15 protein-coding genes are annotated in these 17,573 nt (G+C 30.7%); 1 reads left to right on the forward strand and 14 read right to left on the reverse strand.

Annotated elements, in window-relative coordinates:
- Window positions 1-97: 97 nt before the first annotated feature.
- From eno to KPL38_RS00275, 13 genes are all read right to left on the reverse strand, one after another.
- Window positions 98-1,393: a phosphopyruvate hydratase gene (gene eno / locus KPL38_RS00215; RefSeq protein WP_216285335.1), complete on the reverse strand. Its 1,296-nt coding sequence runs from the start codon at window positions 1,391-1,393 to the stop codon at window positions 98-100.
- A gap of 129 nt (window positions 1,394-1,522) precedes the next feature.
- The gene (gpmI, locus tag KPL38_RS00220; RefSeq protein ID WP_216285337.1) at window positions 1,523-3,055 is read right to left on the reverse strand and encodes a 2,3-bisphosphoglycerate-independent phosphoglycerate mutase; all 1,533 of its coding nucleotides are present in this window, start codon (window positions 3,053-3,055) and stop codon (window positions 1,523-1,525) included.
- A gap of 160 nt (window positions 3,056-3,215) precedes the next feature.
- Window positions 3,216-3,962 carry a triose-phosphate isomerase gene (gene tpiA / locus KPL38_RS00225; protein WP_216285339.1) on the reverse strand — a complete coding sequence of 249 codons (747 nt, stop codon included), beginning with the start codon at window positions 3,960-3,962 and terminating at the stop codon, window positions 3,216-3,218.
- A 73-nt stretch (window positions 3,963-4,035) separates the two neighbouring features.
- Window positions 4,036-5,232, reverse strand: a complete 1,197-nt coding sequence (locus tag KPL38_RS00230; RefSeq protein WP_216285341.1) for a phosphoglycerate kinase — start codon at window positions 5,230-5,232, stop codon at window positions 4,036-4,038.
- 237 nt (window positions 5,233-5,469) lie between these two features.
- Window positions 5,470-6,477: a type I glyceraldehyde-3-phosphate dehydrogenase gene (gene gap / locus KPL38_RS00235; RefSeq protein ID WP_216285343.1), complete on the reverse strand. Its 1,008-nt coding sequence runs from the start codon at window positions 6,475-6,477 to the stop codon at window positions 5,470-5,472.
- Between the two features lie 79 nt (window positions 6,478-6,556).
- Window positions 6,557-7,591, reverse strand: a complete 1,035-nt coding sequence (locus tag KPL38_RS00240) for a sugar-binding transcriptional regulator (protein WP_216285350.1) — start codon at window positions 7,589-7,591, stop codon at window positions 6,557-6,559.
- A 147-nt stretch (window positions 7,592-7,738) separates the two neighbouring features.
- Complete coding sequence (rpoN, locus tag KPL38_RS00245; protein WP_216285664.1) at window positions 7,739-9,109, reverse strand: RNA polymerase factor sigma-54; 1,371 nt, start codon at window positions 9,107-9,109, stop codon at window positions 7,739-7,741.
- 120 nt (window positions 9,110-9,229) lie between these two features.
- A complete protein-coding gene (grdA, locus tag KPL38_RS00250) occupies window positions 9,230-9,694 on the reverse strand; it encodes a glycine/sarcosine/betaine reductase complex selenoprotein A (RefSeq protein ID WP_216285352.1) in 465 nt (154 codons plus the stop codon).
- 119 nt (window positions 9,695-9,813) lie between these two features.
- A complete protein-coding gene (trxB, locus tag KPL38_RS00255; RefSeq protein ID WP_216285354.1) occupies window positions 9,814-10,740 on the reverse strand; it encodes a thioredoxin-disulfide reductase in 927 nt (308 codons plus the stop codon).
- A 103-nt stretch (window positions 10,741-10,843) separates the two neighbouring features.
- Window positions 10,844-11,311, reverse strand: a complete 468-nt coding sequence (locus KPL38_RS00260; RefSeq protein WP_216285356.1) for a tRNA (cytidine(34)-2'-O)-methyltransferase — start codon at window positions 11,309-11,311, stop codon at window positions 10,844-10,846.
- Between the two features lie 12 nt (window positions 11,312-11,323).
- Window positions 11,324-12,880 carry a MutS-related protein gene (locus KPL38_RS00265; RefSeq protein ID WP_216285358.1) on the reverse strand — a complete coding sequence of 519 codons (1,557 nt, stop codon included), beginning with the start codon at window positions 12,878-12,880 and terminating at the stop codon, window positions 11,324-11,326.
- 90 nt (window positions 12,881-12,970) lie between these two features.
- A complete protein-coding gene (locus KPL38_RS00270) occupies window positions 12,971-13,798 on the reverse strand; it encodes a Cof-type HAD-IIB family hydrolase (protein WP_216285362.1) in 828 nt (275 codons plus the stop codon).
- Window positions 13,799-13,959: 161 nt separating this feature from the next.
- Window positions 13,960-15,309 carry a VanW family protein gene (locus KPL38_RS00275; RefSeq protein WP_216285364.1) on the reverse strand — a complete coding sequence of 450 codons (1,350 nt, stop codon included), beginning with the start codon at window positions 15,307-15,309 and terminating at the stop codon, window positions 13,960-13,962.
- Window positions 15,310-15,486: 177 nt separating this feature from the next.
- On the opposite strand from KPL38_RS00275, the gene KPL38_RS00280 reads away from it, so the two are divergent.
- The gene (locus KPL38_RS00280; protein WP_216285366.1) at window positions 15,487-16,527 is read left to right on the forward strand and encodes a M42 family metallopeptidase; all 1,041 of its coding nucleotides are present in this window, start codon (window positions 15,487-15,489) and stop codon (window positions 16,525-16,527) included.
- 124 nt (window positions 16,528-16,651) lie between these two features.
- Here KPL38_RS00280 and sleB read toward each other — a convergent pair whose 3' ends face one another.
- The gene (gene sleB / locus KPL38_RS00285) at window positions 16,652-17,323 is read right to left on the reverse strand and encodes a spore cortex-lytic enzyme (protein ID WP_216285666.1); all 672 of its coding nucleotides are present in this window, start codon (window positions 17,321-17,323) and stop codon (window positions 16,652-16,654) included.
- Between the last annotated feature and the right edge of the window lie 250 nt (window positions 17,324-17,573).

Raw genomic sequence — 17,573 nt, forward strand, 5'->3', positions numbered from 1 at the left:
AAATACATGGTTATCGTATCATACTCCATGACAATTTACAATAGAATACAAAAATAAGAGCATAGCCTATATAGACTATGCTCACATATAAAGCTAATTACCTTTTTATGTTATAAAATGCTTTTAAGCCTCTATATTCAGCCACATCTTCTAATTCTTCTTCTATTCTTAGAAGCTGATTATATTTAGAAACTCTTTCACTTCTAGCTGGAGCACCAGTTTTAATTTGTCCTGCATTCACAGCTACAACAAGATCTGCAATTGTTGTATCTTCAGTTTCTCCTGATCTATGAGAAACTACAGCAGTATATCCTGCTCTCTCTGCCATTTCGATAGCATTTAATGTTTCAGTTAATGTTCCTATTTGATTCAATTTTATGAGAATTGAGTTTGCAACTTTCTTCTCTATACCAGTTTTAAGTCTATCTGTATTAGTTACAAATAAATCGTCACCAACTAATTGAATTCTATCTCCAATTTTATCAGTTAAGTATTTCCAGCCATCCCAATCTTCTTCAGCCATTCCATCTTCAATAGATATAATTGGATATTTGTTAACTAATTCTACATAATAGTCAGCCATTTGCTCTGGAGTTAGTATTCTTCCCTCAGATGCTAAATTATATTTACCATCTTCAAAGAATTCAGAAGCTGCTGGATCAAGAGCTATATAGATATCTTTTCCTGGAACATATCCAGCATTTTCTATAGCTTCTACTATTATTTTTATAGCTTCTTCATTTGATGATAAGTCTGGAGCAAATCCACCTTCATCGCCAACACCAGTAGATAATCCCTTATTTTTTAACAATGTTTTTAATGCATGATAAACTTCTGCACTCATTCTTAAAGCCTCTTTAAATGAAGTAGCTCCAACTGGCATAACCATAAATTCTTGCAAATCTACATTATTATCAGCGTGGCTTCCACCATTTAAAATGTTCATCATTGGAACTGGTAACACTTTAGCATTCACTCCACCAATATATTGATATAATCCAAGTCCTAATGACTCAGCAGCAGCTCTTGCACATGCAAGTGATACTCCAAGGATTGCATTAGCTCCAAGTTTTGCTTTATTAGGTGTTCCATCAAGAGTTATCATGGCTTTATCAATTGCTACTTGATCATAGACATTCATTCCAACAATCTCTTCTGCTATTAAATTATTTACATTATCAACAGCCTTTAAAACTCCCTTACCATTATATACATCTTTATCTCCATCTCTTAGTTCTACAGCTTCAAATATGCCTGTAGATGCGCCTGATGGTACTGATGCTCTTGCTATTGTTCCATCTTCGAGTGTTACTTCTACCTCAACAGTTGGAAATGCTCTTGAATCCAAAATTTGTCTTGCATAAACATCAATTATTTCAATAAAGTTTTTCATATTATCTTACCTCCAAAATTTTTCTCTAATTATTATCATTTCCTAAATTAAATTAAGATAACCCTATAAATCAAAAAAAATAAAATTAATTTTAGATAATTTAATAATTTACTTTAAATTTATACTAAATTAAAGTTTTATTAAAGACTTTCCTGTCATTTCACTTGGCACATCGAGGCCCATAACTTGAAGCATTGTTGGTGCTATGTCTGCAAGTATTCCGCCATCGCGTAGTTCTTTACTATGATTAGATACATATGTGAATGGCACTAAGTTTGTAGTATGTGCAGTCATTGGCTTTCCAGATGAAAAATCAATCATTTGTTCAGAGTTTCCATGATCTGCAGTAATAAATACAGTTCCATCTTTCTCCAAAACGCATTTAACAACTTTCCCTAGACATTCATCAACTGTTTCTATAGCTTTTTTAGCAGCTTCAAAAACGCCTGTATGACCTACCATATCTGGGTTAGCATAATTGAGTATAATCATATCGTATTTATCAGTTGCAAGTCTCTTAAGTAACTCTTTTGTAACCTCAGGTGCACTCATCTCTGGTTGCATATCATATGTTGCAACTTTGGGTGATGGAATTAATGCCCTATCTTCATTTGGATTTGGAGCTTCCACTCCACCGTTAAAGAAAAATGTAATATGAGCATATTTTTCAGTTTCAGCTATTCGGAGCTGATTCTTACCCATCTTACTAACATATTCTCCAAGTGTATTTGCATAACTTTCTGGTGCATATGCTACATCTACATTTTCCATAGATGAATCATATTGCGTAGTACATACATAATTTAAATTTAAAGATTCACGATCAAATCCATCAAATTTTTTATCATTTATTGCTCTAGTAATTTCTCGAGCTCTGTCAGGTCTAAAGTTAAAACATATTACACTATCGTTGTTATTTATAGATGCAACAGGTTTGTTATTCTCCATTATAGCAGTTGGAAGAACAAATTCATCTGTTTTATTGTCATTCATAGCTTTTTTAACTGCATCTATAGCTGAAGTACTTTCCTCACCCTTAGATAAAACCATAGCATTATATGCAAGTTGAACCCTTTCCCATCTCTTATCTCTATCCATAGCATAATATCTACCACTTACTGTAGCAATTTTTCCAAGTCCTATTTCTTTCATGTATTCTTCAATTTCTGCTATGTATTTTAGTGCTGAGCCGGGTTGTACATCTCTACCATCTAAAAAAGCATGAACATAAACTTTTTTGGCACCTTTATCTTTAGCAAGTTTTAAAAGAGCTTTTAGATGATCAATATGAGCGTGAACTCCTCCATCAGACAATAATCCTAAAAGATGTATAGATGAATTTGCCTTAATAGCTTCATCTATAGCTTTATTAAACGCAGGATTTTTAAAAAAGCTTCCTTCTTTAATTTCCTTTGTTATTTTTGTAAGTGCTTGATATATAATTCTACCAGCACCTATGTTTAAATGGCCAACTTCTGAGTTTCCCATTTGTCCTTTTGGTAATCCTACCTCAAGACCACTTGCAATTAGTTTTGTATGCGGATATTCGCTTTTAAGTCTTTCGTAGTTTGGCTTATTTGCAGCAGCTACTGCATTTCCTTCGACGTTACTGGATAATCCAAATCCATCTAAAATCATTAACATTACTGGTTTTTTTGACATTTTTTGTTCCCCCTACTAATAATTTATAATAAGCAATACATATAATATGTATTGCTTATTTATAGTTATATTATCCAACCAATGTGGATTCTTCCACTAATAGTTGCATTTACTTAAGTGTACTAATGTATACTTAAGTATCTTTATCTACTTAAGTTTCTTAATAGTTTACTATTCCTGCGAAATCTTCTGCCTTAAGACTAGCTCCACCAATTAATCCACCATCAATATCTGATTTACCCATTTGTTCTTTTATAGTTGCTGGTTTAACAGAACCACCATATTGAATTCTAACTTTGTCTGCTACGTCTTTACCAAACATAGCTCCAACAGTTGATCTTATAAATCCAATTGTTTCATTAGCTTGATCAGCAGTTGCAGTTTTACCAGTACCTATAGCCCATATTGGTTCATAAGCTATAACTAATGTTTCTACTTGTTGTTTTATAAGTCCTGCTAAATCTAATTTAATTTGATTAGCTAACACTTTTTCTGTAACATTGCCTTCACGATCGCTTAAAGTTTCTCCTACACAAAGTATAGGACTAATGCTATGGCTATAAGCAGCTTTAAGTTTTTTGTTTACAGTTTCATCAGTCTCATTGAAATATTGTCTTCTTTCGCTATGACCAATTATTACATAGTCAACACCAATTTCCTTTAACATTCCTGGTGAAACCTCACCTGTAAAAGCACCACTTTCTTCATAATGCATGTTTTGAGCTCCTACTTTTATGTTTGTTCCCTTAACTGCTTTTATAACTGCATCTAAGCATAAAAATGTTGGACAAACTACGACATCACATTTTGCATCTTTAACTAGTGGTTTAATTCCCTCTATTAAAGTTGTAGCTTCAGCTACAGTTTTATTCATCTTCCAATTTCCAGCAATAATACCTTTTCTCATTCTAAAAACCCCCTACTATTTTTTATTGTAAATAATAATATATTTTATAATTCGAAGTATCAAAATTTCTTAACTATTTATCTGTAAGTGCTTCAATTCCTGGTAACAACTTGCCCTCTAAAAATTCAAGAGATGCTCCACCACCTGTAGATATGTGAGTCATTTTATCTCCAAATCCTAATTGGTTAACAGCTGCTGCACTATCTCCGCCACCTATTATAGTAGTTCCGTCAACTTTTGACATAGCTTCAGCTACAGCTATTGTACCATTTGCAAAGTTTTTAAATTCGAATACGCCCATTGGACCATTCCAAACAATAGTCTTTGCCATGCTTATAGCACCTTTATAAATTTCACAAGTCTTAGGTCCAATATCAAGTCCCATGTAGCCATCTTTAATATTTTGATCTTTTGTAACTACTGGCTCTGCATCTGCTGAAAATTTGTCTGCAATTACGTGGTCTAGTGGAAGTAAAAATTTGATTCCTTTAGCCTCAGCTTTTTGCATCATATCTTTAGCATATGTTACCTTATCTTCTTCAACTAAAGAACTTCCTACAGAATAACCGCCAGCTTTTAAGAATGTATAAGCCATTCCACCACCAATTATTAATGTATCAACTTTTTCAAGTAAATTATTAATAACAGCTATTTTGTCAGATACCTTAGCTCCACCTAAAATTGCTACAAATGGTCTAACAGGATTTTCAACTGCATTGCCTAAAAATTTTATTTCTTTTTGTATTAAATAACCACATACTGATGTTTTAACAAACTTAGTTACACCAACAGTAGAACAATGAGCTCTATGAGCTGTTCCAAAGGCATCATTTACAAATATATCTGCAAGAGATGCTAATTCTTTAGAAAAGTTTTCTTCATTTTTAGTTTCTTCTTTTCTATATCTTGTATTTTCAAGTAGTATAACATCTCCGTCTTTCATTTTTGAAACGACTGATTTTACACTATCACTAACTACATTTGGATCTGCTGCAAAAGTTACCTTTTTATTTAGCATTTCACTTAATTTTTTAGCAACTGGTGCTAAAGAAAGCTCAGGTATTGCCTCACCTTTTGGTTTTCCAAGATGAGAACATAATATAACTTTTGCGCCATTTTTTACTAAATAATTTATAGTTGGCATTGCACCTACTAATCTATTTACATCTGTAATTACTCCATCTTTTAATGGTACATTAAAATCACATCTTACTAAAACCTTTTTACCTTTAACCTCGATATCTTCTACTGTTTTTTTATTAAATTCCATACTCAATCTCCTCTCATAACTTTTATAACCTAAAATTATTATATCCTATAATAATTAAAATAATATATTTTTAACGTAAAACTTGCATTTATTCACCATGCTTTTAAAATAACATATAAAAAGGTCTAGTTCCATAGACTCACTATAAAACCAGACCTTTTTATATTGTTTCAGTAAGCCTATAATATATTCACTGCATGTTTACTATTTTCTACAGTTTTATAGTAGACTTAAATTTTATAGTTTATCTGCAACAAATTTAGTTAAATCAGCTAATCTGTTTGAATAACCTACTTCATTATCGTACCATGAAACTACTTTAACCATGTTTCCTTCAATAGTCATTGTTGACATTGCATCAATGATAGAAGATCTTTCGTCTCCTCTGTAATCTATAGAAACTAATGGTTCTTCGCTGTATCCAAGAATACCCTTCATTTCATTTTCAGAAGCTTTCTTAAATGATGCATTTACTTCTTCTGCAGTAACATCTCTTCCAAGTTCACATACTAAATCTACGCATGAAACTGTTGGAGTTGGAACTCTTAATGAGAATCCGTTTAATTTACCTTTTAATTGTGGTAAAACTAATGCAACTGCTTTAGCAGCTCCTGTTGTAGTTGGAATCATTGAAAGTGTAGCAGCTCTTGCACGTCTCATATCTTTATGAGGAGCATCTAATAATCTTTGATCTCCAGTATATGAATGAACTGTAGTCATTAAACCTTTGACTATTGTAAATTCTTTGTCTAATACTTTAGCAAATGGTGCTAAACAATTAGTTGTACATGATGCATTTGATATTATGTTATGTTTTGAAGAATCATATTTTTCTTCGTTAACTCCCATAACTATTGTTATATCTTCATTTTTTGCTGGTGCAGATATAAGAACTTTTTTAACACTAACTCCTAAATGAGCGTTAGCTTTAGTAGCATCTGTAAAGAATCCAGTTGATTCAAGTACGATTTCTACTCCAAGTGAACTCCAATCGATGTTTTTTGGTTCTCTTTCAGCAAATATTTTAATTTCTTTTCCGTTTACTACTATAGCATTTTCTTTAACTTCTACAGTACCGTTAAATTTACCATAAAGTGAATCATATTTTAAAAGATGTCCTAATGTAGCAGCATCTGTTAAATCATTGATTCCTACTACTTCTAATTCTGTAGAATAATTTGCAACTAGTGCCTTAAATACGTTTCTTCCTATTCGTCCGAATCCATTAATACCTACTTTTACCATATTGATAAAACCTCCTAGATTTTTCTAAAATAATTATATGTAAATATATAATTTTCTCTTAATAAAATCATTATATAGTTTACTCTCTTTTCTTTAAAATATCAATAATTTCTGTTGCAGCCGCTTGATCAATTACGAGTACAGTACTTGAACGATTGATTTCAGTGGCTATAATAGCTCTAGCTTTATTTTTTCCAGCCGCTACTGCAATAAGTATTGTATTTTTTTTAACATCTTCATCATTTACCACAATAGTAGGCGTATAATGAATTATTTCCCCAACCTCATTATAATATTGACCAAAAGCTTCTCCTACTGCACCTAACTCTTCAAGTTCTTTTATTTCTTCTTTAGGTAATCCTCTTTTCATAGCCATATCACCCGCTATACCAATTCCATAAATAAGGATTTCTGCATTTTGAATTTTATCAATTATACATTTTATATTTTTTTCATTCAAAATAGTTGTGAGTGCTTCATTGCTCAAATTATCAGGTACATGTAGTAATTCATAATTACCGCCAATTTTATCTGCAAGTCTTGCAACCAATGTATTGGCTTGTATTTCTACATTTCTTGCCAAGCCACCTCTTGCTGGTAAAATTGAAATATTGTTAAACTTCTTAATTCTAGGGAAACTGTCTACAACATTTTTAACTGTCGATCCACCTGTTAAAGCAATTGTAGTATCTTCTTTAATTATATGTATTGCATAATTGGAAGCTGCCTTCCCAAGTTCTTTAAGGACACTTTTGTCAATTTCTACATCTCCGGGAACAACTATAACTTGTTGAAGCTTTAAATGTTTTTCAATGTATTTTTCTAATTTCGAAAGCCCCTTTATTTCATGAATGAATCCTTTTAGCTGGTTTATAATTATTTCACCATCACTTGTTATAAACATACCCAAGGCATTAACTTCGATCAAATTTTGAGATTTTAAAAAGTTTATTTCATTTCTCACTATTCTTTCGCTTATACACATGTGATTTGCTAAAATTCTTCGTCCTATAGGTTGATTATAACATATTGTCGTTAATATATCATACCGTTTTCCAAGAAGGTCTATAAGTTCAGGTACTATTTTCTGTTCTAATTTTAATATTTTCTCCACTTAAACACCTTTCTGGACTACTTAAGTCCCGGCATATATTTTTTGTTCCCACATACATTATAGATGAAATACTAACTTTTTTAAATTAGTATTTGCAAAATATTTGTTAACAATTTGTAAACACAATAAATAAGCACCTAAAATCATTTAAAATCTTTTACGTTTACTAGAACTTTTAATTTCAAGTTCTTCTCTGTATTTTGCCACAGTTCTTCTTGAAATATTCATTCCTTCAACATTTAATCGGTTACAAATTATTTGATCGGACAGAGGTTTTTTTTGATCTTCTTTATCAATCATTTCCCTTATCATCTTTTTAATATTAGTAGTAGATATATCCTCTCCACCCGCTACTGACGTTATTCCGTTGGTGAAAAAATTTTTTATTTTAATTACTTTTCCATTATTTATACTAACATATTTTTCTCTAATTGCACGGCTTATTGTAGATTCATGCATTTCTAAATCATTAGCAATTTTTTTTAGTGTCATTGGTTTTAAATGTTCTTCTCCAATGTCAAAATACTCCTTTTGAACCAACAATATATCTTCTAGTACTCTATAAACAGTATTCTTTCTTTGTTCAATACTTTTAATTAGAAACATTGCACTGTTGAGCTTATCTTTTACATATTCCACAGCTTCTTCATCTTTTTCATTTTTAATAATATCTTTATACAAACTATTTATATTTAATTTTGGAAGTACGTCTTCATTCATAGAAATAAAATATTCCCCGTTAATTCTATTAATATATGCATCAGGCACAATATACTTAACTGTCTCACCAGTATAAAATCCTCTTGATGGTTTAGGCTCTAATTTTTTTATAATATCTCCATATTGTTGGGCATCAGAAACTTTAATTTTTAGTTCTTTCGCTATATCATTATATTTATTTTCTGCAAGTTGCTCTAAATATTCATCAATTATTTTATAAATATTATCATCATCTATACCTTGATTGTATAGTTGAATCTTAAGACATTCTCTTAAATTTCTAGCCCCTATACCTTCTGGATCCAAAGATTGAAAAATCTCAAGTGCAGTTTCAGCTTTTTCACTTGATATTTTAAGTTCCTTACATATATCAGATAAATCCGCAGATAAATAACCTTTAGCATCTAAATTTTCTGCCATATACCTACATATATTTATAATTTCACTTGACTCTGTAAGTTCACCTATTTGCTCCTTAAGATAATCTTTAAGCGATTTCTCCTCTGCAATATAATAAAATGGTGAAACTTCTTCATTATCATTTTTTGCACCATAATTCTTTACTTTATAATCATCTTTATCAAGGTATTTAATAAATTCTTTATAGTCATTAGTATCGTTAGTATTGCTCTTGTTATTTTGTATATCTTTTTCCTCAAGCACTGGATTTTCTTGCATCTCTTTATTCACAAACTGACCTAACTCGTATGCTGACATTTGAAGAAGTTTAACAGACATTTGCATTTCTTGTGTCATTATTAATTTTTGTTCTTGAACCAAGTTTAGCCCAAAATTAATGTTCATTTTATCCATCACCTCATATAAATCATATAATAATATTATAACATAGCACAGATAGATTATGCATTAAGCTTAAACTAAAAAAAATCTCAGCAGATGCCAAGATTTTTTTTTAGTTTAATATATAGAATATTTATCTCTAACTGATTTTACCTCAAGAATTATTTCATCTATTTCTAAAACCATTTCCATAACTGCGCATTGCTTCTCATAAACTGTTTCACTACATTCATCTTTAATCTCAGGTTCAACTACATGGTATACGGTCAGACCTAACGCAATTCCAGACAATGGTCCAACAAATGTTGGGTCTCCATTAGCCATTGTTTCTGCGCAAAGTCCTGATGTTTCGGCTTCAGATCCTCCAATAACAACTACTAAATTTTGTGCACCATACTCTAGTGCAATATCTTTTACCTTTTGTTGAAGTTCTATATCCATTGCCCCTACAACACTACAAGCAAAACATTTTGTTATTGAAAAAACTACTTCTGCCTTGGCAGATTTTACACAAGCCTCAATTGATGCACCTGGTATACCATCTTTGTCACCTATAACAATAACTTTTTTCCCCTTAAGCATTTACATCTTCGTCAAAGTTGTCTTTATTTAACTCTAGTATCACGTGTAACCTCCATTTTATCTTTTGTATATTAGCTAAGGAACATCAATTTAAGATGTTCCTTACTTTCGATGTTAGCCTATCTCAATTTACTTTCAATATAATGTTCAGCATGAGTTGCCGCAATTGCTCCATCCGCAGCTGCTGTAATAACTTGTCTTAATAATTTTACTCTTATATCTCCTGCTGCATATACTCCGGGTATATTAGTTCTCATTTCTTCATCAGTAATAATATCTCCTCGCTCATCCATAGTAATCTTTCCTTTAAATAATTCAGATATAGGAAGATATCCTACAAATACAAAACATCCATCTGCTTTTAGCTCACTGACTATTCCAGTCTTAATATTCTTAATCACTAAGCTTTCTAATATTTCTATGCCTTTAGCTTCCTCAACTACCGTATCCCAAATAAACTTAATCTTTGGATTACTAAAAGCTTTTTCTTGAAGTGATTTAGCAGCACGAAGCTCATCTCTTCTGTGTATTACAGTAACACTCTTTCCAAACTTAGTTAAATAAATAGCTTCTGATATAGCTGAATCTCCACCTCCAAGCACAACAATATCAAGATCAGCAAAAAAGTCAGCATCACAAGTTGCGCAATAAGAAACTCCCTTACCTCTTAACTCTGTTTCATTTTTAAAACCACCAAGTCTTGGATATGCTCCCGTGGCTATTATAATTGTTTTTGCTTTATAATTTTTTTTCATGCATTTAATTGATTTGATATCGCCATCAAGTTCAACAGTCGAAACTTCTTCACTAACAAATTTTGTTCCAAATTCTTCCGCTTGATCCTTCATTCTTTTGCTTAATGATGTTCCTGTAGAATTTTCAATTGAACCTGGATAATTATCTAATTCATCAGTTGTCTCAACCTGTCCACCGTATGCTGCTCTTTCAATAATTAAAGTATCCAATCTTGATCTTGATGCATATAAACCCGCAGATAATCCTGCAGGACCTCCACCGATAATTATAGTATCGTAAATATGCTCCATAACTTGGGCCTCCTCACCTTTCATTTTAGTATATATTAATTTGTTTTATATAATATACATTATAAACATATAAAGGGACTTAATATTTTTTGGCTTTAACTATTTATTTCATATCAGTAAATCCTATTTGCCTAAGAGCCTCATACGCCACAATTGCCACAGTATTAGATAGATTTAGCGACCTAGTTGTACTACTTATCATTGGTACTCTTATGCATCTATCAGGATCACTTTCTCGAACGCTATCAGGAAGTCCACATGACTCTCGTCCAAATATTATAAAATCTCCTTCTTTAAACTTAGCTTTCGTATAAAATTTCGACCCCTTTGTTGTAGAAAAATAGAAAGTTGAACCTTCATATTTTTCTCTAAATGCCTCATATGATTCGTGAACCTCTAAATCAAGATAAGGCCAATAATCTAGACCCGCCCTTTTTAGTTGCTTCTCTTCTAAACTAAATCCTAAAGGTTTTATAAGATGAAGCTTGCAATCAGTAAGCACACACGTTCTTCCTATATTACCAGTATTTTGTGGTATCTCTGGTTCAAATAAAACTATATTTAAATGCATTATTATTCCTCCTTATTTATCTAGGTTCTCAGCTCTAATGAACGCTTTGTTTACTATTTTCTTTGGATAACCCATGTACTCTAAAAGTTTTATGGCATTTCTTGTTTGAGAAACTCCTTTTTTTATCTTATAATCAAAACTCAAACCTTTTTTAGTATCAACTTTTTCACTAAAATAGTAGAATTCATAATTTACTTTTAAAATTTTTACCAATTCTCTATCATGCGTCGCTACAATTGAAATAGATTTTCCATTGTTTATATACGTTAATATTTCTGCAGACATTGCAACTCTTTCTATTGGATTTGTACCTCTAAATATTTCGTCTATCGGACAAAATACAGGTGCCTCCTTTTCTAGAGCCTTAATTATTCGAAGAATTGATTCTGCCTCTGCCATATAGAAACTTTTTCCCTTTGTCAAATCATCATTAGGACTAATTGATGTAACTATGTTAAAAAAAGGAGCCTCATAACTTTTAGCCAAAACAAAATTAAAACATTGAGCCAGAATAATATTTACCCCTAGCATTCTTAAAAAAGTTGACTTACCCGCCATATTCGTACCAGTAAGCACAATACCTCCATTACCTATGTCAATTGAATTGGAAACAGCATTTTCTATAAGAGGATGTATTCCTTCCTTAATATTTAATCTAACGTTTTTTATAAACCTAGGTGTTACATACTTATCAGCTAAATTATGCTTATAACCTGCAATAGAAATTAATGCCTCTATTTCTCCAACAGTACGGTAAAGATCCATTAAAATGTCTTTTTCTTCTTTTATTCTATTAGATATGGAATAATAAGCACTTTCTTCAAGAAGAAAAATTACGGAAACAAATTCAAATACTCCGCCCCACATATTTATAAATCCTATTTGCCTTGTGCTTCTATCTATGTCCTTTACAGATTTAAGTATTGTGTTTATCTTGTCTCTATAATAAATTATCTCTTTGCTATTTATGTTTACAATTTTTTTGGCTGCCTTTATATTCTTTTGTAAATAAAATATTCCATTTGACTTAATTGCCTTTACTTCAGTAGAATTTATAAGCATATTTATAGAGCTAAAAGCAAACATTAATAACATAAATTTTATATTCACAAAGATTGCAAGCAAAATTGCTATTAATGGAAAAACCTTTCCTAGCAAAGTATAAATATAATATTTAGCTCTGTTTATAACAAGATTATTTTCAATCATATCTAAAAAACTATTTTTTAAATCGCTATTTAATTCAAAAAAAATGCATTGAAGACTCTCTCTTAATTTATTATCATCTTTGAATGTCTGAATTAATTTTCCTCTTACTTTTAACTTATCTTCTTCCATTAAAGGATTTCTAAGCATTGTGTATAAGGCTGACTCTCCAGGGCTACTATAAGTTCTATCCAATTTCTCGTATACCTCATTCATATTTAAATCATCCCATGTTTGATTATCTAAGGTGTATTCATCCTTCTTATGTATTTCGAAAAACTTTCTAATTTTCTTAAAATCTCTCTTTTTATCAACATCTTTATTATAATCACTTCTTATAGAATATAAAAATCTATTGCTCATAGTAAAATACTCCTTTAGTTTATTTAAACATTTTTCTCTTTAATTAGGTTGATATAGATCTCATTTTAATATACATAAATTAAAAACATTTTACACTTCTAGCACAAATTTTTCAATAGCCTTAGCTACCCCATCACAGTTATTTGTATCAGTTACATACTGTGCAATTTCTTTCACTGACTCGTAAGCATTTCCCATAGCAATACCGAGTCCTGCGAATTCAATCATAGATAAATCATTTTCACTATCGCCTATACAAATAACCTGCTCACTTTCTATCCCATAATAATCTCCTAAAATTTTAACTGCATTCCCTTTTGATACTCCCTTATTTGTTACTTCAAAATTATCAATTTTAGAACTTACAACTTCAAATTCATTTGTTTCTTTTAATGCTATTTTTGCTTTTTTTATTTTTTCAATATCCTTATCTACTGCTATTGCTTTAAAAATTTTACTTTCATATTTTCTAAATACCGTATCCCAGTCTTTCACAAATTTTACCTTAACCTGTTTGTCATCTGATAACTTTTCATTAGCTTCCTTAAAAAAACGCGTAGAAAGTATTATATCCTCAGTAAAAACTATATCCTTGGTATAAAAATGTGGACATATATCATACTGCCTAAACACAGCTAAGAGTTTTTTGCATTTTTCCACACCTATAGTTGCATTATACACCACTTCATTTCTATCCTTCTCCATAATGTAAGCTCCATTAGACGCAATAACCGGTGACTTAACCCCCAACAATTCTGACAAATACTCCGCGAATGTAAAAATTTTAGATGTACATATTGCAATTTTCACACCCTTTTCATTAGCTGATTTTATAGCTCTAAGATTACTCTCACTGATAGTTTTTTTATCATTTAACAATGTACCATCCATATCTATACACATTAATTTATAATCCATTTTTTCCTCCTCATTAGTTCCTAATCGTTAAAACATTAATACTATAGCATTATAGTATTTTTATAGCATAATAATTTTCTTTATATGCCCATTAACTGTAAATTCATTTTGATATAATATATTATCTCTTCATAAAAGAAAACATACCGTTAATAAAAACGTTATGTTTTCTTAATACCGACCTTTATAATACCATTAATAACACGGAATGTGTCCTTATTTATAATTTCAGTATTAACAAGTTTACCATTTTCATAAGTTTTTCTAGATACTCTAACCTTAAATCCTGCATGACCGGTTTTTGTAATTTCTGTTTCACCTTCATATTTAGCAGGGTCTTGTACTATTTCCGTTTTTGGCTCTGTGACTTCCAATATTTCATTCACAATTTCATAAGTTCTTTTAGTTAATGTAGCATTAGAATATATATTAAAATATATATTTTTATTTAATATGGTCCCTTCGATATATATTGGATATTTAAAGGTGTTTTTGAATTTATAGTCAAGATTTCCATAATCAACAGTTGCATCTTGTCCTTTCGGGATATAACCCGAAGATATAGTATGATGAATTCTTTCTAAAGATATAATTGAAGTTGAAAGCATCGCATTATACAAAGTAGACGATACCTGACATATTCCCCCACCTAATCCTTGTTCAAATTTTTCTCCTACAATTATTCCTGCAGTTTGATATCCCCTTGCTGCCGTCCTTTGCCCTACAACACCGTTAAAACTAAAAATATCTCCTGGCATAATTAGTGTGCCATTTATACTTTTAGTAGACAAATTTATATTTGTTGCTCTGCCTTCTTTTGAACTTTCAAAGCTTGTATTATAACTTGATATTTTTGTGTTTATTGTTTTTAAGACAATTGCTGTAATTTTAGGTTTTAGTTCCTTTACCGGAGCATTGATATTTATATTAGCTGCTAGGAGAATACCATTCATTTTACTCTTAATTTCTTTTTTAATTTTAACTATTTCTAATTGCTTTCCAGAAATTTCACTAGACACAGTGAAATTACCACTTCCTCGCATTGTTATTGCCGCATTAACAGGCTCTTTATTTGTATCTTTAGTTATACGTGCTAATGTTTCATCAACTATTTTACCATTATATTTAAATGTTAACTTTATTTGTTTGTTATCAGGATTTATGATAGCTATATATTTTTGAAATATATTCATATTTTGTCCATAGTTAATTGCCTGATCTATGGCTTCATTTATATTGTATTTTGCATCTAAATTTGCGTAATCTAAAGTATATTTTTTATCATCAGTTACTATGGTCATTTTTTTCTTGATTATTTCACTCGAATATTTCTTATTCATTATTATCTTGGCCTCTTCTTTAGTTTTACCTGTTAAATCTTCATTTTCTATTTTTACAGAAGGTAAAATCAAAGAATCCCATTGTTTTACTTTAATATAAGAGTAGCTGCTAAATATAATTATACTCAGCAAAACTAAAGCTCCTAATATTATGGTTGCTTTATTTCTCATATACAAACTCCTTTTTACTCATGAGTATTATTCTACCTAAACCAATAACCCTATACCCTTCACGCTCCCTAAGTCTCACTTATTATTAGATTTTTATAATAAACCTTGCGGTTTTAATTCAGCCTCTTTTATGGTAAAATTATACTTGTATTAATATATTTCTAAAGGAGCGATATTATGAATTATAATGATGATAAACTTAAATACTACTTAATGAACATTCTTTCAATATCAAGTCCCTCTGGTTATACCAAAAAAATCATGGATTACATAAAAGATGAACTTAATATTCTAGGTGTGCCACATCTCGTTACTAATAAAGGTGCCGTTATAGCTACCCTAAAAGGCAAAAATAATAATTACCAGAGAACACTTTCAGCTCATGTCGATACCCTCGGGGCAATGGTAAAAAAAATTAATTCTAGTGGTTCTTTATCAATAGATCCAATAGGTGGCTTTATGATGAATTCAATAGAAGGTGAAAATGTAACTATAGAAACTATTGATGGTAAAACCTTCACAGGAACTGTGCAAACAACAAAACCTTCAGTACATATTAGTGGTAATGATGCACGAGAACTTAAAAGAACCTCAGAAAATATGGAAGTAATCATCGACGAAAAAATCTCTTCAAAAAAAGAAGTAGAAGAATTAGGAATAAGTGTTGGCGATTTTATTTGCTTTTGTGCGAGAACAATATTTACTGAAAAAGGCTTTGTAAAGTCAAGACATCTAGATGATAAGGCATCAGTTGCAATTTTACTTTATGCTATTAAATACATAGTAGATAACAAAATTGAGTTGCCTTATACGATAAACATATTTATTAGCAATTATGAAGAAGTTGGACATGGAGCCTGCGCGTCAATACCTGAAAAAACTAAAGAATTTATATCTGTAGATATGGGTTGCCCAGGCCTTGATCAGAATTCATCTGAATATAGTGTTTGTATCTGCGCTAAAGACTCATCAGGCCCTTATGATTTAGACCTAAGAAAAAAACTAACACAAATATGTAAAGAAGAAAAAATAGATTATAAAATAGACGTATACCCACATTATGGATCTGATGCATCCGCTGCTTTAAAAGCTGGTTGGGACATAAAAACAGCTTTAATTGGTGCAGGAATATTTGCTTCACATGGATATGAAAGGACTCATATGGATTCTATATTATGTACTCTTGATTTAACAATTAAATACTGTATAAGCGAATAATGTTTATATAAATCATTAGTAATGATCCTATAATTTTCTAAAAAAAGGCTAATTTTAATTTTCTATTTCTAATAGAAAACGCCAATTAGCCTTTTACATTAACCTTGAATAAAGATGTGTTTAATTACCTACAAAATCTATGTTTACCAATTACTTTTATTAATATCCGTGACCATATCCACTTATTAGTACTAGTAGCCGGATTAAAATAGAATACAGCCCCTCCAGATGGATCCCATCCATTTAATGCATCTCTTGCAGCCCTCGTAGAATTTGCTTCAATTTTTGCATTTATTTGTCCATCTACAATTGCTGTAAATGCGCCTGGTTGATAAATCACTCCCGCTATAGTAGAGGGAAATCTTGCATCTCTTGTTCTATTTAAAATCGTTGCTCCAACAGCAACTTGACCTTCATAAGGTTCACCTCTAGCCTCTCCATTTATTAATCTAGCGACTAAAGCAACATCATTACTATTAGTTACGTTTTTGCTGGACGGTGCTGCAGTAGGAGTTGATTTACTAGTCATAATTCCAAGTGCCACAAGTGTGTTATTCCCGGACAGTCCATCGACTTTTATTCCATTTTTCCTTTGAAAAGACTTAACAGAAAGATAAGTATTATATCCATATATTCCATCAACATTATTCTTATAGTATCCCCATCTTTTTAATTTACTTTGAATTTGTCTAACCTGTTCACCACGTGATCCATATTTATAAACCTGTGCTAAAGCTTGTTTATTAGAAATATTAAAATAAACTTCACTTGTAAAATACGCAATCAAAATTATCATAACTACAGCGCCGCATCTTTTGAGTAAATGTTTTTTTTGTTTCAAACTTATCCCTCCTTAAATAAAAGAATGCCTTTTTTTATAATAATATTAGTTTGTGTTAAATTCCAAAAAAAATACACTTTGCTACTATAATCTAAGTTAGTATCATCGTGTATTTTTATATGATTTTACTTTTCTAACTAAAAGGCAATATAATTAAGTATAAATATTTATATCAGTTTATTTTTCATTATTAATAAAATATATT

The organism is Clostridium psychrophilum, assembly GCF_018861705.1.
Classification (GTDB): domain Bacteria; phylum Bacillota; class Clostridia; order Clostridiales; family Clostridiaceae; genus Clostridium_AD; species Clostridium_AD psychrophilum.